18 protein-coding genes are annotated in these 21287 nt (G+C 68.4%); 13 read left to right on the forward strand and 5 right to left on the reverse strand.

What is annotated here, in order from left to right:
* The first annotated feature begins 493 nt into the window (after positions 1-493).
* Positions 494-1426 carry a glycine betaine ABC transporter substrate-binding protein gene (locus D451_RS0111110; protein WP_017534449.1) on the forward strand — a complete coding sequence of 311 codons (933 nt, stop codon included), beginning with the start codon at positions 494-496 and terminating at the stop codon, positions 1424-1426.
* A gap of 77 nt (positions 1427-1503) precedes the next feature.
* Here the strand turns inward: D451_RS0111110 and D451_RS0111115 are convergent, their stop codons facing one another.
* Together D451_RS0111115 and D451_RS0111120 are read right to left on the reverse strand one after the other, a co-directional pair.
* Positions 1504-2118 (reverse strand): rhomboid family intramembrane serine protease, encoded by a 615-nt coding sequence (locus D451_RS0111115; protein ID WP_014912491.1) that lies wholly within the window; start codon positions 2116-2118, stop codon positions 1504-1506.
* A gap of 145 nt (positions 2119-2263) precedes the next feature.
* On the reverse strand, positions 2264-2737 hold the full coding sequence (locus D451_RS0111120) for a hypothetical protein (protein ID WP_014910595.1): 474 nt from the start codon (positions 2735-2737) through the stop codon (positions 2264-2266).
* Positions 2738-3376: 639 nt separating this feature from the next.
* Here D451_RS0111120 and D451_RS0111125 point away from each other — a divergent pair.
* The 6 genes from D451_RS0111125 (at position 3377) to D451_RS0111150 (ending at position 13385) form a co-directional block, all read left to right on the forward strand.
* On the forward strand, positions 3377-5083 hold the full coding sequence (locus tag D451_RS0111125; RefSeq protein WP_026124991.1) for an ABC transporter family substrate-binding protein: 1707 nt from the start codon (positions 3377-3379) through the stop codon (positions 5081-5083).
* A gap of 82 nt (positions 5084-5165) precedes the next feature.
* On the forward strand, positions 5166-6176 hold the full coding sequence (locus D451_RS0111130) for an ABC transporter permease (RefSeq protein ID WP_014911460.1): 1011 nt from the start codon (positions 5166-5168) through the stop codon (positions 6174-6176).
* Entirely contained in the window at positions 6169-7095 is a 927-nt protein-coding gene (locus D451_RS0111135; protein WP_014911617.1) for an ABC transporter permease, read from the forward strand. The genes D451_RS0111130 and D451_RS0111135 overlap by 8 nt, the downstream gene beginning before the upstream one ends.
* Positions 7092-9317, forward strand: a complete 2226-nt coding sequence (locus D451_RS0111140; RefSeq protein WP_017534451.1) for an ABC transporter ATP-binding protein — start codon at positions 7092-7094, stop codon at positions 9315-9317. The genes D451_RS0111135 and D451_RS0111140 overlap by 4 nt, the downstream gene beginning before the upstream one ends.
* Positions 9318-9551: 234 nt before the next feature.
* Positions 9552-11159 carry a D-alanyl-D-alanine carboxypeptidase/D-alanyl-D-alanine endopeptidase gene (gene dacB, locus D451_RS0111145; protein ID WP_017534452.1) on the forward strand — a complete coding sequence of 536 codons (1608 nt, stop codon included), beginning with the start codon at positions 9552-9554 and terminating at the stop codon, positions 11157-11159.
* Between the two features lie 183 nt (positions 11160-11342).
* The gene (locus D451_RS0111150; RefSeq protein ID WP_017534453.1) at positions 11343-13385 is read left to right on the forward strand and encodes an ABC1 kinase family protein; all 2043 of its coding nucleotides are present in this window, start codon (positions 11343-11345) and stop codon (positions 13383-13385) included.
* On the opposite strand, the gene D451_RS0111155 is transcribed toward D451_RS0111150, so the two are convergent.
* Together D451_RS0111155 and D451_RS0111160 are read right to left on the reverse strand one after the other, a co-directional pair.
* Entirely contained in the window at positions 13365-13988 is a 624-nt protein-coding gene (locus D451_RS0111155; protein WP_014912109.1) for a TetR/AcrR family transcriptional regulator, read from the reverse strand. The genes D451_RS0111150 and D451_RS0111155 overlap by 21 nt on opposite strands.
* 31 nt (positions 13989-14019) lie before the next feature.
* A complete protein-coding gene (locus tag D451_RS0111160) occupies positions 14020-14343 on the reverse strand; it encodes a DMT family transporter (RefSeq protein WP_017534454.1) in 324 nt (107 codons plus the stop codon).
* A 328-nt stretch (positions 14344-14671) separates the two neighbouring features.
* Between D451_RS0111160 and D451_RS0111165 the strand changes: the two genes are divergently transcribed.
* The gene (locus tag D451_RS0111165; RefSeq protein WP_014911396.1) at positions 14672-15958 is read left to right on the forward strand and encodes a L,D-transpeptidase; all 1287 of its coding nucleotides are present in this window, start codon (positions 14672-14674) and stop codon (positions 15956-15958) included.
* Between the two features lie 173 nt (positions 15959-16131).
* Positions 16132-16953: a hypothetical protein gene (locus D451_RS0111170; RefSeq protein WP_017534455.1), complete on the forward strand. Its 822-nt coding sequence runs from the start codon at positions 16132-16134 to the stop codon at positions 16951-16953.
* Between the two features lie 92 nt (positions 16954-17045).
* On the opposite strand, the gene D451_RS0111175 is transcribed toward D451_RS0111170, so the two are convergent.
* On the reverse strand, positions 17046-17288 hold the full coding sequence (locus D451_RS0111175; protein WP_014913016.1) for a hypothetical protein: 243 nt from the start codon (positions 17286-17288) through the stop codon (positions 17046-17048).
* Between the two features lie 609 nt (positions 17289-17897).
* On the opposite strand from D451_RS0111175, the gene D451_RS0111185 reads away from it, so the two are divergent.
* The 4 genes from D451_RS0111185 (at position 17898) to D451_RS0111200 (ending at position 21284) form a co-directional block, all read left to right on the forward strand.
* Positions 17898-18404 carry a MarR family winged helix-turn-helix transcriptional regulator gene (locus D451_RS0111185; RefSeq protein ID WP_017534457.1) on the forward strand — a complete coding sequence of 169 codons (507 nt, stop codon included), beginning with the start codon at positions 17898-17900 and terminating at the stop codon, positions 18402-18404.
* A gap of 189 nt (positions 18405-18593) precedes the next feature.
* The gene (locus D451_RS0111190) at positions 18594-19028 is read left to right on the forward strand and encodes a DoxX family protein (protein ID WP_014908188.1); all 435 of its coding nucleotides are present in this window, start codon (positions 18594-18596) and stop codon (positions 19026-19028) included.
* Between the two features lie 182 nt (positions 19029-19210).
* Positions 19211-19879 carry a response regulator transcription factor gene (locus D451_RS0111195; RefSeq protein ID WP_017534458.1) on the forward strand — a complete coding sequence of 223 codons (669 nt, stop codon included), beginning with the start codon at positions 19211-19213 and terminating at the stop codon, positions 19877-19879.
* A gap of 1 nt (position 19880) precedes the next feature.
* Positions 19881-21284 carry a sensor histidine kinase gene (locus D451_RS0111200; protein ID WP_017534459.1) on the forward strand — a complete coding sequence of 468 codons (1404 nt, stop codon included), beginning with the start codon at positions 19881-19883 and terminating at the stop codon, positions 21282-21284.
* The last annotated feature ends 3 nt before the right edge of the window (positions 21285-21287 follow it).

A 21287-nucleotide genomic window follows, 5' to 3' on the forward strand; every position in this document is an offset into this window, starting at 1 on the left:
CTCCGTTCGTGGAACCTGGAAGGTTCCGCGGCGGAGTGGAGGTCGGCACGCCCCGGCGTGCTTTTGCGCACTGTCGGGCGGATCGACGGTGAGCCCGATCAGGGGCGTAGGGGTGGTCCTTCGGAACGTCGGACCAGGTCATCGACGGGTACGGCGGTGTTCCAGAGATGGGGGACCGGTTGTCGCCCCTCAAAGGGCCGGGGTCACGGGGCCCGTTTCGGCCGATGACGTCGAAGGCCCGGAGCTATAGGGCTTTTTGGGTTTTTCGTCCGGATTAGGATGAATCGATCTCCGTTCGGGCGGTCACGGCCGCCGTGTTCGCGATGTCACCGGTGTGTGCTCCGGCCCGCACCGGTGGGAGTTGGTCCGCTGGAACCCGGCCCCCGTTCCCGCAGTCGACCCCGACCATGGCCGTCGTCGTGCGTCCGTGTATCCGGGTCGTCCCTCGGCATGGGCCGGTGCCGCACAAGCACGAGGGAAGGAAGAACCCACGATGTACGGCCGTAAGAGTGTGGTCGGTCCGGTCGCCGCCGGTCTGACCGGTCTGCTCCTGCTGACCGCCTGCTCGGGTGGGGACGGGAACCTCATCGGTGGCCTCGGCTCGGGGCCCGAGGACCTCGACGAGATCGAGATCGCGATGATCGCCTGGGAAGAGGACGTCGCGGTCACCCACATGTGGCGGGCGATCCTGGAGGAGAAGGGCTACGACGTCACCATCACCGACGTCGACGTGGAGGCGGCCTTCGAGGGCGTGGCCGAGGGGGACAGCGACCTCTACCTGGACGTCTGGCTTCCGGTCACCCATCACGAGTACATGGAACAGATCCGGGATCGGACCGAGAGCCTCGGTTCCTGGTACGAGAACGCCGTGCTCACCCTCACGGTCCCCGACTACATGGAGGACGTCTACTCCATCGACGACCTGCCGGGGATCGCCGACGAGCTGGACAATCGGATCGTCGGCATCGACCCGGGCGCCGGTCTGACCCGTGTCACCCGGGAGGAGACCATGCCGGGCTACGGCCTGGACGAGGACTTCGAACTGGTCACCTCCTCGGGCGCCGGAATGATGGCCGAACTGGACGCGGCGATCGCGGAGCGTGAGCCGATCGTGGTGACGTTGTGGCGTCCGCATCCGGCCTACGCCCAGTACGGCCTGAAGGACCTGGAGGACCCCCAGGGGCTGATGGGCGGGGTGGAGAGCCTGCACGCGCTCGGACGTGAGGGCTTCGGCGCGGACTATCCGGAGCTGTCGGGTTGGATCGAGGACTGGACGATGACCGACGACGAGCTGGCCTCGCTGGAGGCGTTCACGGTCGGCCCCGACGTCACCGATCCGGAGCAGGGCGCCCGCGCCTGGCTGGCGGAGAACCCCCTGTTCCTGGAGCGCACCCTGGGCGAGGACGCCGAGGGCCTGGAGTTCTAGGGGACCTCGATGAACGGGAACGGGGCCCTCTCCGCTCTGGAGAGGGCCCCGTCGTGTGTTCGAAGGCGCGGTCGGTATCAGGGGGCGTAGTAGCCGCCCTGGGCCCCGGTGTTCCACTGGTCGACCCGGCGCCCGGGCTTCTCGCGCCTGGGCAGCGCGTAGGCGGCCAGGAGGCCGCCGAGGAAGCCGAACAGGTGGGCCTGCCAGGAGACCCCGGGATGCTGGGGCAGGACGCCCCAGATCATGGTCCCGTAGAAGATGACCACGCAGATCATGATGACGATGTCGACGGTCCTGCGTTCGATGATGCCGCGCAGGACGGTGTAGCCGAAATAGCCGAAGACGAGGCCGCTGGCTCCGACGGTGACGACCCCGGAGGGGGTGAGCAGCCACACGCCGACGCCGCTGACGACGGCCACGATCAGGGTGGTGAGCAGGAACCGGCCCAGGCCGCTGAAGGCCACCAGGGACCCCAGGACCAGGAAGGGCAGGGAGTTACCGATCAGGTGGGCGAAGTTACCGTGCATGAACGGCGCGGTCAGCACGGTCCAGGGTGCGCCCATGTCCCATGCGCGCACCCCGAACTGCTGGTCGAGTCGGCCCCCGAGAGGGGTGTCGAGGATCTCGAAGACCCACATGGCCGCGAGCATCCCCGCTACGGTCAGGATGGCGGTGATTCTGGACTGCTTCACACTGTTGAGCGTAAAGGAACAGCTCTTGTGGTGGTATGTCCTGCGCGGTGTGTGTGGCGATTGAGGACGAATGTCCGATCGATCCGCGTTCGCTCAGTGGCTCTGAGGGGGCACGCGGGATCTCCCGGATCTTCGAGGCGGGCGATCAGCCGGAGAGGGAACGCTGGTGGGGCGGGATCCCGGCGGCGGACATGAAGGTCTCGACCTTGGCCGGGTTGGTGATGCCGGTCAGCGGCAGGTAGCGGCGCGCGGTGCGGCGGCCGGCCAGTGAGGGGAAGAGCTTGGGGCGTCCGGTGCGGTCGTACAGGCCCAGGGAACGGATGCGCCCGGGCAGCAGGTGGTAGGAGCCGATGTCGCGGAAGGCCACCTCGACGACGTAGTCCCCACGCTCGTAGCGCAGCTCCTCGCCGTCGAACTCCAGGACCGGGTTCTTGATCATGTGGCCGTGCACGGCAGAGGCGATGCCTCCGAGCGCGAGCAGGACGCCGAGGGTGATGTTGGCCCAGTGGCCGGGGTCGACGATCACCGTCACCAGGCCCAGGATCACCAGAGCGTAACCAGCCCACGTCTCCACGTACTTGCGGCCCGCGGGGCAGACCAGGCGGACTGATTCGGACACGGCGGATGCCTCTCTCGCTTGGGCGGGGCGTTGAGGATGACGGAGGTCGTCACACGGAACCCTATCCGCTTCGCGGGTATGGGGGCCTCGGTTTCGGTCATCCCGTCACCGGGGTTCAGGACAGGCCGGGGGCTCGGGCCGCGGGTTCCAGGTGCTGGGAGGGTTAATGATCGGCTCATCCCATGTTTCATCGGGCCGACATGACGTGGTGAAAGATCCTTGTCTGCTGTCTTCTGTCGCAAAAGGTGCGTTCTGTCTGTTTCTCTCTTTGTGATCGGTTCTGTCTGGCCTGTAGTTAAACATTGTTGACTTTTAAGTCGTGGCAGTTCGATGTCGAGATTCGGCCGCAAATCCTTTCTCCGCTGTCCGAATCCCCGGCGTTTTACCGGTCGTCTTGGTCACTCCTGGCCTGCGGGGACGTCGATCGATATCGAGTGTTGCCGGGATGTCAAGGATGTGTGAATCATGGGCGGGAGTGGTGGAGGCGGACCGGTTGCGGATGTGTCACGAAATAGGCAGTAGGGCTGTACATATATTTCACTCAATGGTCTTCTTATCGACCAATCGCCTATTTTTGTGGGGTGTGCCGGTGAGGTGTCACCCCGTGTCCTGTTCGCATGAGTGATCAAGGGTGTGACCATGTTCGAACGTCGAAAGACGTTGGCACTCGCCGCCGCGGCGACGTCGACGGTCTTGGTGGTCGGTGGCTGCGGTAGTGGTGACGGAGAAGGTGGAGACGGTGGGCCCAAGGAGGTCACCTGGGTCATCAACAGCCTCCCCGGCGCCTGGCAGGCCACCAGCCTCGCGGGTGGCAGTGTCTACGTCGTCCAGATGCTCTCCGGTGTGCTCCCCTACACCGGCCAGTGGCAGCCGGACGGGACCTACGAGTACGACATGAACGTCCTCGCGGAGGAGCCCGAGCTCATCAACGACGACCCCGACGAGGGTCCGTTCGAGTGGTCCATCACCCTCGCCGAGGACGCCGTGTGGAGTGATGGCGAGCCGATGACCGGTGAGGACCTGCGCGTCTCCTGGATGCTCGGCACCTCGCCCGACGAGGGCTACTGCGGCGGTTGCGACCCCCGCGCCGCCGCGAGCTTCGACAAGGTCGAGTCCGTCGAGGCCGACGGCAAGACCGCCACCTTCCGACTGAAGGAGGGGCTCGCCGACCCGGAGTGGATGAGCCTGTTCGACGCCCACAGCCAGTCCGGCGGCTTCCTGCCCGCCCACCTCGCGGAGGAGAACGGCTGGGACGTCGACGACGCCGACCAGCTGGGCGAGTACTACGACTGGCTGCACGCCGAGCGCCCCGAGTGGTCCGGCGGCCCGTACATGATCACCGCCGGTGACCTGGAGAACGAGGTCGTCAAGGAGCCGAACCCGAACTACTTCGGTGAGGAGCCCCTGCTCGACAAGATCACCATGCCGTACAACACCGACGAGGGCACCTTCGTGAACGCCTTCATCAACGGTGAGATCGACGGGGGCAACCCGGCGGACTACAGCGAGGACGTGATCCTCCAGCTCCAGGACGTCGCCAACGCCGAGGTGACCATCGCCGAGGGCGCCACCTGGGAGCACGTCGACCTCAACCTGAAGAACGAGACGCTCCAGGACGTCGAGCTGCGCCGCGCGATCTTCACCGCGATCGACCGAGACGACATCGCCAACCGCAACTTCGGTGCCGGCTACCCGGACTACGAGCTGAAGAACAACCACGTCTTCGGCAGCGACAGCCCCTACTACGTCGACCACTTCGAGGGCGAGACGCAGGGCACCGGCGACATCGACGAGGCCAAGAGCATCCTTGAGGAGGCCGGCTACGAGCTCGACGGCGGGACCCTCACCCTCGACGGCGAGGAGATCGGTCCGTTCCGTCTGCGCAGCACCGACTCCACCGTGCGCAACACCTCGGTCCAGCTCATCCAGGCCCAGCTCTCCGAGATCGGCATCACGACCAACATCGAGATGACCGACGACCTGGGCGGCATGCTCGCCGCGGCGGAGTACGACATCGTCCAGTACGGCTGGTCGGGTTCCCCGTACTTCACCGGCAACCCGGACCAGTTCTGGCACTCCGAGAGCGGCAGCAACTTCGGCGGCTACTCCAACGACGAGGTCGACGACCTGGCCGACCAGGTGGCCAACGCCCCCGACCTGGACACCGCGGCCGAGCACGCCAACGCGGCCATGGAGATCCTGGTCCCGGAGGCCTACGTCCTCCCGATCATGGCGGAGCCGAACTACTTCTTCGCCAACTCCGACCGCCTCGTGAACGTCCACGACAACCTTCAGTCCAGCTACCGAGCCACGTACAACATCGGTGAGTGGGACGTCGCCGGCTAGTTCGGCGAACCACCCAGGTCCGGTCCCGGGACACCCTCCCGGGGCCGGGCCGGTCCTCGTCCACCCCTGAAGGATCACTCCCATGCTCGTTTACACGATGCGGCGCGTCCTGGGCGCTCTTCCCGTCCTGGTCCTCGCATCCATCCTCACCTTCGTGATGATCGACGTCTCCGGTGACCCGCTCGCCGACATCCGGATGGCCCAGCCACCGCCCACAGAGGAAGTACTGCAACAGGCGGAGGAGCGGCTCTACCTCGACCGCTCCATGCCGGAGCGGTACTGGCTGTGGGTGACCGGAATCGGTGGAAACGGCGACATCGGCCTGCTCCAGGGGGAGTTCGGCCCCTCCACCCAGGGCCCCCACTACGACATCGGCGCCGCCATCGCGGAACGCCTGTGGACCACCCTGCGCCTGGTGGGCGCGGCCATGGTCTTCGCGCTCGGCCTCGCGATCATCACCGGTGTGATCAGCGCGCTGCGCCAGTACTCGAAACTCGACTACACCCTCACCTTCGTCGGCTTCCTCGCCCTGGCCCTGCCGACCTTCTGGTTCGCGGGCATCATGCAGGCGGCCGGCGTCAAGTTCAACCAGCTGGTGGGCGACCAGATCTTCGCCACCATCGGTGACGGGCGGTTCAGAGCCGAGGGCGCGCCGCTGTGGGACCAGTTCCTGAACGCCTTCGCGCACATGGCGCTGCCCACCATCGTGCTCATGCTGATCAGCTTCGCCTCGTGGAGTCGCTACCAGCGCACCTCGATGCTGGAGGTGATGAACAGCGACTACGTGCGTCTGGCCCGGGCCAAGGGGCTGCGCAACCACACGGTCATCCGGCGTCACGCGCTGCGCACGGCGCTCATCCCGCTGACCACCGTGGTGGCCATCGGTGTCGCGGGCGTCATCGACGGCGCCATCCTCACCGAGGTGGTCTTCCAGTGGCGCGGTCTGGGTGACTTCTTCATCACCGCGGTGGACAACAACGACTCCTTCGCGCTGATGGGGTGGTTGCTGCTCAGCGGCACCATCGTCATCCTGGCCAACCTGGTGGCCGACCTGTTGTACGCCGTGCTGGACCCGAGGATTCGCTATGAGTGAGAACGGCATGTCGAAGAGCGCGCGCCGTGACCCGGCGAAGAAGCGGAAGAAGAGCAGCGCCGACCAGACCCAGCTCCAGACCATCCTGATCCGGTTCAGCCGACACCGGCCCGCGATGATCAGCCTGGTGCTCCTGGGGATCATCGCCCTGTTCGCGTTCCTCGGGCCCTTCCTCTGGACCTGGGACCACACGGTCTACAAGGAGATCCCGAGTAACCAGCCGCCCTCCGGGACCCACCCGTTGGGCACCTCGGCCGCCGGACACGACGTCCTCGGCCAGCTGATGCGTGGTGCCCAGCAGACGTTGAAGGTCGCCTTCACCGTCTCGCTGCTGTCCACGGCCTTCGGCTCCGTGTGGGGCGCCACCGCCGGATACTACGGCGGCCGGGTGGACGCGTTCATGATGCGCGTCGTGGACATCTTCCTGATCGTCCCGCTGCTCGTGGCCGCCGCGGCGATCGCGGGCAACAGCGGGGCCGGGACCTCCTGGTCCGCGATCGCGCTGATCATCTCGATCTTCTCATGGGCCACCATCGCCCGAGTGGTGCGCGGCGTGGTCCTGTCGCTGAGGGAACAGGAGTTCGTGGAGGCGGCCCGCGCGTCGGGGGCCTCGGCGCCGTGGATCATCCTCCGCCACCTGCTGCCCAACGCGGCCGGACCGATCATCGTCGCGGCCACCCTTCTGGTGGCGGTGGCCATCCTCGCGGAGGCGGGCATGTCCTTCCTCGGGCTGGGCATCCAGCTGCCGGACATCTCCCTCGGCCAGATGATCGGCAGCGCGCGCACGGCGGTGTCCACGCGTCCATGGCTGTTCTATCCGCCGGGCGTGCTGCTGGTGCTGATCTGTCTGACGATCAACTTCATCGGTGACGGCCTCCGGGACGCCCTCGACCCCCGACAGACCAGGGTGCGGCGATGACGACTGAGTACGAGAACAAGGGACACACCGCCGTGGCGGACACCGACGACGTGGTGCTGGAGGTCAGCGACCTCAGCGTCACCTTCCCCTCCGACGACGGCCCGCTGCCCGCGGTCCGACAGGTCTCCTACAAGGTGCGCCGGGGCGAGGCCCTGGGCATCGTGGGGGAGTCGGGGTCGGGCAAGTCCGTGACATCCATGGCGATCATGGGTCTGCTGCCCAGGAACGCCAAGGTGGAGGGGTCCGCCCGGCTCTTGGGCCGAGAGATCATCGGGCTCGACGACAAGCGGATCAGCGAGGTCCGGGGGCAGAGGATCGCGATGATCTTCCAGGACCCGCTGACCTCGCTCAACCCCGTCTACACGGTCGGATACCAGATCGCCGAGGCGGTGCACGCACACCGCAAGGTGAGTAGGAAGGAGGCTCTGGCACGAGCGCTGGAGCTTCTGGAGATCGTGGGCATCCCCTCGCCGGAGCAGCGGCTCAAGCAGTACCCGCACGAGCTGTCCGGCGGTATGCGCCAGCGCGTGGTGATCGCGATCGCGATGGCCAACGACCCGGACGTGATCATCGCGGACGAACCCACGACGGCGCTCGACGTGACCGTCCAGGCACAGGTCCTGGACGCCCTCCAGCGGGCCCGTCGGGAGACCGGGGCCGCCCTGGTGCTCATCACCCACGACCTCGGCGTGGTGGCCGGCCAGGTCGACCGGGTGGGCGTGATGTACGCGGGTCGCATCATGGAGATGGGGTCGGTGGAGGAGGTCTTCTACCGGCCGCGCATGCCCTACGCCCTGGGCCTGCTCGGCTCGCTGCCGCGTCTGGACGGAGATCGGGGCGACCGGCTCACCCCCATCCTCGGCGCCCCGCCCTCGCTGCGGGATCTGCCCTCGGGGTGCGGGTTCGCCCCGCGCTGCCCGATGGCGAGGGACCGGTGCCACGAGGAGGAGCCGCGGTTGCTCCTCGTCGAGGAGGGGGAGGAGAGGCGTCCCGCCGGAGAAGGGGAGGTCGATCTCCACTCGGCGGCCTGCCACTTCAGCGAGGAACTGATCGAGGTCGACGCCACCGACCTGTTCAAGGTCACCTCGGTGGACACCGAGGGGGCCGAGTCCGTGGCCGAGGTGGAACGGGCCGAGGCCCTGGTCTCGGAGGCCCGTGACGGTTACCTCGACGAGGACGGGGCGGCGGAGACCGCCGACACCTCCGCCGAGCCCGAGATCCTGCTCCGCGCGGACCACCTGGTCAAGCACTTCCCGATCCGTTCCAAGGGGTTGTTGCGACGCAAGGTCGGAGCGGTGCAGGCCGTCTCGGGCGTCTCCCTGGATCTGCGCGAGCGGGAGACCCTCGCGCTGGTCGGCGAGTCGGGGTGCGGCAAGTCCACGACGGCCCGGCTGCTCCTCAACCTCATCCGGCTCACCTCGGGTGAGGTGAGCTACCGGGGGAGGCCCATCCAGGGGTTGTCCGATCGGCGGATGCGTCCGCTGCGCAAGGACCTCCAATTGGTCTTCCAGGACCCGTTCGCCTCGCTGGACCCGCGTATGACGGTCACGGACATCATCGCCGAGCCGATGCGCATCCACGGGAGCGGGCGTCAGGACGCCGGGAGGCGGGTCAAGGAGCTGCTCGAGCTGGTGGGGCTCAACCCCGAGCACGGCTCCCGCTATCCGCACGAGTTCTCCGGCGGTCAGCGGCAGCGCATCGGCGTGGCCCGCGCCCTGTCGCTCAACCCGAAGGTCCTGGTCCTGGACGAGCCGGTCTCGGCCTTGGACGTGTCCATTCAGGCGGGTGTGATCAACCTGCTGGAGGACCTTCAGGACGAACTGGGGCTGTCCTACCTGTTCGTCTCGCACGACCTGTCGGTGGTCAAGCACATCGCCGACCGCGTCGCCGTGATGTATCTCGGCGGGATCGTGGAGACGGCCACGACGGAGCAGCTGTTCAGCGCTCCGGCGCACCCGTACACCCAGGCGCTGATCTCGGCGATCCCGCTGCCCGACCCGGTCAAGGAGCGGACCCGGGAGCGGATCATCGTCACCGGTGACATCCCCAGCCCCGCCGATCCCCCCTCGGGCTGTCGCTTCCGGACGCGCTGTCCGAAGTTCGCCGGAGAGTTGTCCGAGGCGGAGCGCACCAAGTGCGTGGAGGAGCCTCCGGAGCTGCGGGATCGGGGGACCGGGCACCAGGACGCCTGCCACTACTCCCAGGCGGTGGAGTTGATCTGACCCGCCTCGCCACCGGTTCGTCCGGTGGCGAACCGTCCATGAGAACGGGCCGGTGCCCGGAGAGATCCTTCTCCGGGCACCGGCCCGTTGAGCTTTACGTTCCACAGAAATAACAACAAATAGTACATGTTGCGACACGCTGGGTAATGGGAATGCTCTGGTGTGAGGGGTCCGGTTCGGCTAGTTTCGACCCGGCTCCTGTTCTTTGATCAGTTTCCTGTGAAGGAGAACCCCGTGGCACCGGCCAACCCCCATCGGCGGGCCAGACGACGCGACGTCGGATGGCTGACCGCCTCACTGGTGACCGTCCCTTTGATCCCCCTCTCCGTGATCGCCTCCGCCGCCCCGGCGATGGCGACGGAGCACGCCACGAACGAGCTCGTGGACGAACTGCGCTCCGACATCGACGCGATCCTGGAGGACCCCGCACTGGAGGGGGCGACCTCCGGCGTCGTCGTCACCGACGCGGACAGCGGCGAGGTGCTGTACTCGCGTGACACCGACGCCTCCCTGCTGCCCGCCTCCAACATGAAGCTCTTCGCCACCGCCGCGGCCCTGGACGTGCTCGGCCCCGACCACACCTTCGAGACCGAGGTCGTGGCGGAGGAACAGGGCCCGAACGTCCCCGAGCTGTACCTGGTCGGCGGCGGCGACCCGACGCTGAGCGCCGACGACCTCGACTCCATGGCCGCCGAGGTCGCGGCCTCCGGGGTCACCTCCGTGGGCGACCTGTACGCGGACGACACCTGGTTCGACGACGAGCGGCTCGTGGACGACTGGTGGCCCGAGGACGAGCCGTACGCGTACTCGGCCCAGATCTCCGCGCTCACCGTGGCCCACGGCGACCGCTACGACACCGGGGTGACCGAGGTGACCGTCACCGCCGGAGGTGAGGGAGAGCCCGTCGAGGTGGCCCCCGGCGCCGCCGAAGGGTACGTGGAGGTCGACAACCGGGCGGTCACGGGACCGGCCGGCGGTGGGAACACCCTCTCGATCGACCGCCCGGTGGGCACCAACACCATCACGGTGACCGGGACCCTGCCGGCCGACGCCGCCCCCTCGGTGGCGCTGCGCACCGTGGACGAACCGGCGGGCATGGCCGGCCACGTGTTCGCCCGCGCGCTGGAGGAGAACGGCGTCACGGTCGAAGGGGAGATCGCCCAAGGCGAGGTCCCCGCCGAGTGGGACGACCCCGGCGTGGTCGCCGAGCACACCTCCATGCCGCTGGAAGAGGTGCTCGTCCCCCTGATGAAGTTCAGCAACAACGGCCACACGGAGATGCTGATCAAGAGCATCGGTCGCCACACCGCCGACGAGGGCACGTGGGCGGCCGGGCTGGCCGGGATGGACGAGGCGCTGCGCGGGATCGGCGTCGACACCTCCGGCCTCGTGCTCAACGACGGTTCGGGGCTCTCCAGGACCGACCGCGTCACCGCGGGGACCGTGGTCGAGCTGCTCGACCGGGTCCAGGACGCTCCGTGGTACGAGGTCTGGCACCACTCCCTGCCGGTGGCCGGGGACGAGGACCCGTTCGTGGGCGGGACCCTGGCCTCGCGGATGCGCGGCACGCCGGCCGAAGGGGTCGCCCAGGGCAAGACCGGCACCATGAGCGGGGTGAGCGCCCTGTCCGGCTACGTCCAAGGGCCGGACGGCGGCGAGCTGTACTTCAGCGTGGTCAACAACGGTCACGCCGGGTCGGCGCCCCTCCACGTCCAGGACGCGATCGTCGTGCGCCTGGCCGAGTACCTGGGCCATGACGGGGCACGGGCGGCCACCCTCCGGCAGGACGTCCCCGTGACGGTCGGCGGAGACCTGGAATGCTCCTGGGAAGCCGCCTGTTAACGGACGAACATCGAGGTGAGGGCCCGTCGGTCGAACCGGCGGGCCCTTCGTGTGCCACTTGTCCACAGGCTGAGAACGCGGGGTACCGTCCCGCCGGAGAAGCCGGCACTGTTGGGACCCCGACGCGACCCCTCCCGTCGTCCCGCCTCCCCCTTCTCGATCCTCGTCAGTAGGAAAGGCGTCATGGAACCACTGACCGTCGCCTCGGTCTTCGGCATGATCATCGAACAGGTCGTCTCCCTGGCCGTGCTGGTCCTCGTCCTGTTCGGGCTGGGCAAGATCGCCAGCAGGCTCATGAACGTGCCGTTCAACCTGCCCCGGCTGGCGTTGGGAGCGCTGTTCGGGGCCCCGGTCGGGGCCGTTGGGGCGATCCTGGCCTACTACGGGTCCCTGGACGTGCTCACCGGCGACCACCCGATGGACATGGAACAGCCGGGCTCTCTGGCGCTCATGCTCTTCGGCATGGCCGTCGGTTCGATGCTGGCCTTCGTCGCCCTGGAACTGCTGCTGCCGCGGGGGACCCGGGTCCGGCCGGTCGCCATGGTCCGGGAGGCCACCGACCTGTTCGGTCGCCTGGGCCGCTACCGGAGGATCGTGTGGATCCTGGTCCGGCACGGCCTCGGCGGCTACGTCATCGGCCGCAGGGAAGGGATGGAGGACACCTCGGCCCAGCGCAGGTCGGCCCGCTCCCTGGCCCGGTCCATGGAGGAGGCCGGGGTGGTGTTCGTCAAGCTCGGGCAGGTGCTGGCCACCCGCAGAGAGCTGCTGCCCGCCGTGTTCATCGAGGAGCTGGGGCGGCTGCACAGCGAGGCCGCCCGGGTCCCCTACGAGCGGATCCGCGACTGCGTGGAACTGGAACTGGGCCGGGACATCGACGAGGTGTTCGCCGAGTTCGACCCCGAACCCCTCGCCGCGGCCTCCATCGCCCAGGCCCACGCCGCACGATTGCGCACGGGAGAGGAGGTGGTGGTCAAGGTCCAGCGGCCGGGGATCGGCCCGGTGGTCCGACGCGACCTCGACATCATCCGCAGACTCGCCAAACGCGTCGACGAGCACACCGACTGGGGACCGGCGATCGGGGTGCGCGACCTCGCCGAAGGGTTCGGTGAGGCGCTTCTGGAGGAACTCGACTTCGAGGTGGAGGCCGCCAACATCGTCGCGGTCGCCGAGGCGGCGGCCGACTCCCCGGTGCGGATCCCCCAGGTGTACGAGGCCTACACCAGCCGACGGGTCCTGGTGATGGAACGGCTGCACGGACGCCAGATCGACGGGGTCGAACTGCCGGAGGAACAGGGCGAGGAGGTGGCCCGGGCGCTCCTGGACTGCCTCTTGGAGCAGATCCTCGCCAGCGGGATCTTCCACGCCGACCCGCACCCGGGCAACATCCTGCTGCTCGACGACGGCGGGGTGGGGCTGCTCGACCACGGCTCGGTCGGGCGGCTGGACGCCCAGACCCGCGAGGCGCTCCAGATGATGCTCCTGGCCATCGACCGGGGCGACGCCGTACTGCTCACCGACACCCTTCTGGACGTGGTGGACGATCCGGGGGAGATCGACGCCGAGCGGTTGCGCCGGTCGCTCGGGCAGTTCATGGCGCGGTACCTGCACAGCGGGACCACGACCAGCATGCGCATGTTCACCGAGCTGCTGCTGTTGGTCGCCCGGTTCGGTCTGGTCCTGCCGTCCGAACTGGCGGGGGTGTTCCGCGCCCTGGCCACCCTGGAGGGGACCCTGGTGTTCCTGGCGCCGGGCTTCGACACCGTCTCCGAGGCCAAACGGTACGCCGGAGCGCACATGTCGGAGCGGTTGGGCACCGACAACCTGAGAGAGGCCGCCGTCGGCGAACTGCTGGCGCTGATGCCGACGCTGCGCCGACTGCCGCGCCGCTTGGACCGGATCACCGATCAACTGCACAAGGGCCGGTTCACCGTGCAGGCGAGGATGTTCGCCCATCCGGAGGACCGGAGACTGCTGCGCTCGGTGGTGCGGCGGGCGGTCATGACCGTGTTGGCCGTGGTCACCGGGTTCATGTCGGTGGGGCTGTTCAACGTGACGGAGCGTCCGGGGGTGCGTTGGGAGGAGCTGGCCACGCACACTCAGGCGCTCAACCTGCTGGCCTGGGTCCTGTTGGCGACCACGGCGATGTTCGTGCTGCGTCTGCTGGTGGACATGGTCCAGGACGGCGCGGAGGGGGCCCGGCGCCGATCAGACCGGCGCGGAGGGTGAGGCCGGGGTCGTCCCGGCGTCGCGTTCCCGGTCGATCAGGCGACGCAGCGCCCGGTACACCTCATCGGCGGAGGGCGGGGGCTCCATGACACAGCAACGGAGGAGATAACCGTCGGAGGCCGCGATCACTCCGGCACGGGCGGCCGGATCGGGCAGGTAGAGCGCGAAGAAGGCGTCGACGGCGTCGTACCAGCAGTCGACCTGCTCGCCGAGGGCGGGCCGTCTGGCGGCGAGGAGGAAGAGCTCCATCTCGGCGAGCGCGTGGGCCCGGTCGGGGCCGACGCCCTCGGCGATGAGCGTCGCGAAGCCGCGCAGGGCCTCGTCGGGGTCCTCGGGCAGACCCTCCACCACCGCCACGTAGGCGTTGTTGACCCGGGTGAGGGCGTCGACGAGGAGGTCGTCGATGGTCGCGTAGTAGTAGGTGACGGTGCTCGGCGGCACCCCGGCCTCGGCGGCCACCCGACGCTGGCTGACCGCCGTGACGCCCTCGTTCGTGATGACGTCCATGGTGGCGTTCACCAGGAGCCGACGTCGCTGTTCTCCCTTGCGCAGCCGGCCGTCGCTGATGTTCTCCGGATCATCGGAGGTATATGCGGTGTTCACGGCATCCCATCCTGCCGGAAGGTCGTGGGTCTCAGTGCTGTCCTCCCAACTCCAGGGCCATGACCCCGGCGAGGACGAGGGCGATGCCGCCGATCTGGACCCAGGTGAGCGATTCACCGAAGGCGACGGTTCCGATGATGGCGACGAGGGCGATGCCGATCGCGGCCCACGTCCCGTACGCGACCCCGAGCGGCATACCTCTATCGAGGGCCTGGGCCAGGGCGTAGAAGGCGCCGATGTATCCGAGGGCCACGATGATCGACGGCACCAGACGGGTGAACCCCTCGGAGAGCTTCAGCGAGGTGGTGGCGAGCACCTCAAGGACGATCGCCCCTGCCAGCCACATCCACGGCATATCCGTGCTCCTTCTCGTTCGATTACCTCAGAGAAACCTGGTCAAGTGAACAACTTTTCGCCCCCAGAAACCTGAGCGAACGAACAAGATTCTATGCGGGGCATCATGGAAGGGCAAGAGGAGCGGCTTTCGGGTGGCCGGAACCTCACCCCCCGACGGACCGGCCATGTACCCCCTGGCTGTATTCTCGGCGGTTCCGGGCAAGGTGGGCGGACACCATCCGATAACCGCACCAGACCGATACGCGAGTTTCCAGAACCTTTTCCGAACTCGTGCATCTAAGCAGGGCGTGGGCCGGGTTCGAGTTCTCAGCTATGGAGGTTCAGACGTGACGGGCATGACCCAGTCGGCGATGACGCGCCGGTTCGGTATCGGACTTGTAGCGCTCGCGCTCGCCGCGACCGCCTGTACGTCCAATGACGCTGAGACGCAGGGGACCACCGACAGCACGGCCGATCCGGTCGAGCTGAGCATCACCCCCGGCGAAGGCGGCGAGGAGATCGCGCCCAACACCCCCGTTCGGGTCAACGCCGAGAACGGCACCATCACCGACGTCAAGATCGACCAGGTCGTGCCGGACGAGGAGGGTGAGGACTCCGAGGACGCCGATCTGTACGAGATGACCGGCACCCTCAACGAGGACGGCACCGAGTGGGTCAGTGACTGGAACCTGCGGCCCGGCGCCGAGATCGTGGTCACCGCCACCGGCGAGAACGAGGCCGGCGAGGAGGACGAGTTCGCCGCCGAGTTCACCACCCTGGCCGCGACCCCCGGCCAGAGCCTCGAACTGGTCTCCAACTTCCCGAGCTCCGGTGACACCGTCGGCGTCGGGATGCCCATCGTCATCAACTTCGACCTGCCGGTCGCCAACAAGGCCCAGGTCGAGAACTCCATGAACGTGGTCGCCGAGCAGGAGATCTCCGGCGCCTGGAACTGGGTCACCGACCAGATGGCGGTCTTCCGCCCCGAGGAGTACTGGGACCCCTACCAGCAGGTCTCCGTCGACCTGAACCTGGCGGGCGTCGAGGCCTCCGACGGCGTCTACGGCGTGCGCAACTACCAGATCAACTTCGAGATCGGCCGTGAGCTCATCGCGACCATGCACGTGCCCGACCACGAGATGGTCGTCGAGATCGACGGTGAGCACGAGCGCACCATCGAGGTGAGCAACGGCGCGGCCAACCGTCGATTCGACACCACCACGACCGGCACGCACGTCCTCATGGAGCGCTATGAGCAGCTGACCATGGACTCCAGCACCGTGGGCATCCCCTCCGACGCCCCGGGCTCCTATCTGGTGGACGTGCAGTACGCGGTCCGTACCTCCAACAGCGGTGAGTTCGTCCACGAGGCCTCCTACAACGGCAACATCGGTTCGGCCAACACCTCCAACGGGTGCACCAACCTGCGCATGGACGACGCCCGCTGGTTCTTCGACAACACCCTGATGGGCGACATCCTCGACACCACCGGCACCGACCGCGAGTTCGAGTGGGACAACGGCTGGGGTTACTGGCAGAAGTCCTGGGACGAGTGGATGGAGGGCAGCGTGACCGAGACGCCGCAGACCACCACCTACGGCACCCCGGGCTCCGTCCACGGTGAGGACCTGTAACGACCGGATCCCCGGCCCACGGGCCCGGATCGGAACGACGTGAGGGGCGTCGCGGTGCCACGGCATCGCGGCGCCCCTTCGCGTGTGCGGGCCCGGCGACCCGGTTCGTGGCCTCCGCGACGAGTTGACCGAAAACGGCCCTTCCCACACGGACTCCGGGGCAGGATAGGGGAGTGGACACCACCGCGATCACCCGGCTCACCGGTGCCTGGTACGAGGCCCTGGGCGAGTTGGACGTCACCCCCGCACACGGCGCGCGACTGCATCGAGGGCTCTCCGGACACACGCTCAGCGGGCCCGTGGTCACCGCGGAGGGGGAACCGGCCTGGTTGCGCGTGGTCACCGCTCCGGAACCGGACTTCGAACGCTGGATGAGCGCCTGGGTCCTGGACGACCTGATCGGCGACGAGATCCCGCACCCGAGGCTGCTGGTCGACTACACGTCGGTCGCGGGAAGCCCCTTTCACGCCCTGCTCACCGAACGTCTCGGCGGCCGTCCCGTCTCGTCGACCCGGGCCCTGGAACGGCCGGTCGAACTCGGGGCCCGGTGGTGGCGGGGGTTGCGCGGTTGTCTGGACCGGCTGAGCCGGGTTCCCAGCCCCTCCGGTCATCGCAGCGTCACCCGGGAGGAGATCCTCGCGATCCCCGAGGTGCTGCCGGAGGCGCGCGGGGTCGATCTGACGGTCCAGGTCTGGGAGAGCGCCCACGGAGGGCTGCACTGGGCCAACGTGACCGATCCGCTGGGTCTGGTCGATTGGAACGATTGGGGTGTGGCCCCCCGAGGGCTGGACGCCGCCACCCTGCACGTCTACGCGCTCACCCAGCCTCGGACGGCGGCCCGGGTCCGTACGGTCTTCCGTGACCTTCTCGAAGGCGATCAGGGGCGGATCGCGCACCTGATCGCCTGTGCGCGGGTCGTCCGAGCCGAGCGCGACGACGCGACCCACGCCCGGCTGGCCCCTCGAGCCCGTTTCCTCGCCCGTTCTCTGCTCTGAACAGGGCGCGTCTCGACGGGCGTTCGCGCTTTCCGAGGCGCCGCCCCGGGTGTTCACCGTCTCCGCGGGAGATCGACCCGCGGGTGGTGGGTTCACCAGGCGCGGACACCGCCGACGGGGGCGGGCAGGTACTCGGGGAGCCAGGTCTGGCTTCCGTCGTTCTCGGTGAAGCGGCGCTGGATCGCGTCGATATCGATGATCGGGTTGCTGAACACCTCGCGCCAGTCTCCCGCGACGGGTTCCTCCAGGTAGAGGCTGCGCGCGTCGGTGCGCATACGTGCCGCCTGGAGGGTGTGGGAGGTGCCGTCGTTGAGTCGGATGCGGTAATAGGCCATAGGAGCCTCCTCGTGGTCCTGGAGGACACGAGGGTGCGGCTCCGTGCCGCGAGTGAGAACGCGGCCGTGGCGTCGGAGCTCCGTGTCTCTCCGCGTGCCGGAACTCTATGGCGGTGAGGTGCGCTGTAAGGGGTGAACGGCGCGGATCGGCGGTGAAATCAGAGAGAACACTGGATCGGTAACGGACGAAACGGTCTTACGGGGCTCGTTTCGGCCGGCCGGGTGGCCCGGTCGGTGTCTCCCACCTGGCACGGTGCCGGGATCTTCGGGTGTGTCGGAGGGTTCCGGAACGCCCGGGATAGGGGACATTACGTCGTAGTAGCGTTGCGGAGACCCCCGGTGAGCGTGGGTCGGCGGGGTGGGAGCCGCGGCGTGGTCGAGGGCGGGAGGAGCGCCCTCGTGTGCGCGGAGAGGGCGAGGATCGTCCGCGTCGAGGCGGGCCGGTGACGACCGAGTGGGCGGTCGACCGGGTTCGCGCCTCGCTTCGTGGTGGGTTCGAGTCCTGCCACGGGTGTGCCTTCTGGGTGGTCGCCCGGGCTTGAGGAGTCGGCGATCGGAAGCGCGAAAACAATTGAACGCTCAAGTATTCTGTGGGAGGGCGTGGGTCCGATGATCGAGACACGATGGCTCGACGGTGAGGAACAGCGGACCTGGCGGACCTTCCTCATGGCCGTCCATCTGCTGGACGGTGCCCTGGACCGGCAGCTCAGACATGACGCCGGGATACCGCACGCCTACTACCAGATCCTGGCGATGCTCTCCGAGGCCCCTGAGCGGGAACTGACGATGACCCGGCTGGCGCGACTGCTGCGCTCCTCGCCGAGCCGTCTGTCCCACGCCGCGGCGCGTTTGGAGACGGACGGGATGATCCGTCGCTTCAAACGTCCGGAGGACCGGCGCACGACGATCGTCGAGATCACGGACTCCGGCATGAAGGCCCTGGAGGAGGCGGCCTTCGGTCACGTGCGGGAGGTGCGGCGGCTGGTCTTCGACACGCTCACCCATGAGCAGGTCGACCAGCTCCGTGAGATCTCGGAGTCGATGCTGGGCGCGCTCGACCCTCAGGGGGAGGAGCCCCGGTACCCGGACCCGGAAGATCCTCGGGCCACCGACTGAACCTGATTCCGTCGACCGTTCCGACCTGGGCGATCGTGTGGCGTTCTCAACTTATCCGCACGCACTCTAGGTGTTCGGGCGGATGCGTATTAGCATCTGACTTCCCGGCAAAAGGTTGTGAGCTCAAGTGTTGCTGTTCGACACGGGCCACGACGCCGGGGCCATCCCGCTACAGAACAGGAACCCATCATGAACGAACCGACACTCAGGAACAGGATCGGTGACCTGACCGCCCTGCTGGCCAGGGTCTGCGTCGGAGCCGTCTTCATCGCCCACGGAATGGCCAAGACCACGGACTTCGCGGGGACCACCGCGGGCTTCGACGCCATGGGCGTTCCCTTCCCCGGCTTCTCGGCCGCGCTGGCCGTGGCCATCGAGGTGGGCGCGGGCGCCGCGCTCATGATCGGTCTCCTCCTCCCCTTCGCGGGTGTGCTCCTCGCCGCCATGATGGGCAACGCCTACTACTTCGCCCACGTCGGCGACCCCCTGCTCGGCGGCTTTGAGCTGCTCCTGGTATTGGGCGTCGTCTCCCTGGCCTTGGGCTTCTCCGGGGGTCGCTACGCCCTCGACACCGTTCTGCCCTGGAACCGCAGGCGTACGCGGGAGACGGTGCCCGTCTCCTGACCTTCTCGTCGAACGGCGGCCGTCCACGGACCGGGTGGGCGGCCGCCCTCGTTTCCACCGGAACACACGCCCGGCGGTCCCCCAAGAGAGCGGTCCGGGCGAGGGCGGTCCGTCATATCCCCTTGAAGTGACGGGGTGTGGGCGGGGGCGGGGGGTCTGAACTGTGCCTACTATGTCTAGCCATGCGCATTCTCGTGGTGGAGGACGACGATCGTGTGGCCCGTGGTCTGGTGACCGCGCTGCGGTCGGCCTCTTTCGAAGTCCAGCGGGTGGCGACCGCGGAGCGGGCTCTCTCGGCGCCCGCCGCCGACGTGGTCCTGTTGGATCTCGGGTTGCCCGACGCCGACGGGATCGACCTGCTGCGCCGGCTGCGGCAACGTCCGCAGACGGCGATCATCGCCGTGACCGCCCGGAGCGAGGAACGGGACCGGGTGCGCGGGCTGCGTGCCGGAGCCGACGACTACGTGGTCAAACCCTTCGGGGTGGCCGAGCTGTTGGCGCGGATCGAGGCGGTGCTGCGCCGGACCAGGAACGCGCGGGCCGAACCCGAGCCGAAGGATCCGCCGCTCGGCGTGGGCGACCTCGTCGTCGACGTCGCCTCGCGTGAGGCCCGGGTGGGGGATCGCGTCCTGCAGCTGACCCGTAAGGAGTTCGACCTGCTCCGGCTCCTGGTCTCGCGTTCCCCCGGGGTGGTGGCCCGGGACCAGATCCTCGACCAGGTGTGGGGCGCGGCCTGGGAGGCCTCCTCCCGGACCCTGGACACCCACATCGCCTCCCTGCGCGGCAAGGTCGGCGACGCCGTGCGCATCCGTACGGTGCGCGGGGTCGGCTACATGCTCGACGGGGTCTGACGTGCTCCGGCGTCTGTTGGCGATCCTGCTGCCGGTGGCGTTCGTGATGGTCGGCGCGGTGCTGGCCCCCCTGGGGGCGGTCATCGCCCAGCAGCAGACCCAGGAGGTCTACGTCGACCGGCTCGCGGACGCGGGCCGGTTCGCGGCGTTGGCTCGAACCGCGCTGGAGAGCGAACGGCGCAACGCCCTGGTCCAGGAGATGTCCCGCTACGAGGAGCTGTACGGGATCCCCGCCGTGGTGGTGGCGCCCGACGGCACCGTCGTGACTGGGTCGGGCGACCGGGCGCGGATGGAGACGGTGCTGGAGATCGCCACCGCGACCGGTGGGGTCACCGCGGCCCTGGCCGGTGAGCGTCCCGAGCCGCCGACCACCGTGTGGCCGTGGAACACCGATCCGCTGATCATCACCGAGCCGATCGGCCGGGACAGTGAGGTGGCCGGGGCGGTGGTGCTGGTGGCCCCCGCCGATCGGCTGGGCGCGCGGATCCTCACCTCCTGGGGGTGGATGGCTCTGATCAGTCTGTTGCCGCTGGCGCTGCTGGTGTCGGCGGCGATGCCGTTGTCGCGGTGGGTGCTCCAGCCGATCCGGCGGCTGGACGAGGCGACCACGGCGGTCGCCTCGGGCGATCTCGACGTGCGGGTGGACGCCGAGCGAGGGCCTCCGGAACTGCGTCGGCTCACGGAGTCCTTCAACACGATGGTGGACGTGGTGCGGCGGGCGCTCGACCGGCAGCGCTCGTTCGTCTCGGAGGCCTCCCACCAGCTGCGCAACCCCCTGGCGAGCCTGCGTCTGGCCGTGGAGAACCTGGGCCCCTACCTCAAGGGGGCGGAGGCGCGAGAGGCGCACGAGGTGGCGATCGACGAGACGACGATGATGCACCGGATGCTGAACTCGTTGCTGGCCGCCACCCGGTTGGAGAGTGTCACCGGGACCGAGGCGGTCGAGGTCACCGGGGTGGTGGAGACCCGGGAGGCCCGATGGCGGGCGCTGGGGGAGGCCCGGGGGATCGAGGTGACCACGGACCTGCCGGACCTGGTGTGGGCGCTGGCCCCGGCGGGCGGGCTGGGCAGCATCCTGGACGAGTTGTTCAGCAACGCCCTGCGGCTGTCCGGCGGGACCCGCATCGAGGTCCGCGCCGAGGACGGCGAGGAGGTGCGGATCGGTGTGCTCGACAATGGGACGGGGCTGACGGAGGAGGAGCGGGAGGCCGCCCTGGACCGTTTCTGGCGTTCGTCCCGGCACCAGAACACCGAGGGGACGGGCCTCGGTCTGGCGATCGTCGCCGATCTGGTCCGTGAGGCGGGCGGTCGTCTCACCCTCGGGGACGGTCTGGCCGACGAGGGCAGACGCGGCTTCGGGGTGGTCATCACCCTGCCCCCGGCCGATCCGCCCTCGCTCTCGTGATCG

The organism is Nocardiopsis alba DSM 43377 (genome assembly GCF_000341225.1).
Taxonomy (GTDB): Bacteria; Actinomycetota; Actinomycetes; order Streptosporangiales; family Streptosporangiaceae; genus Nocardiopsis; species Nocardiopsis alba.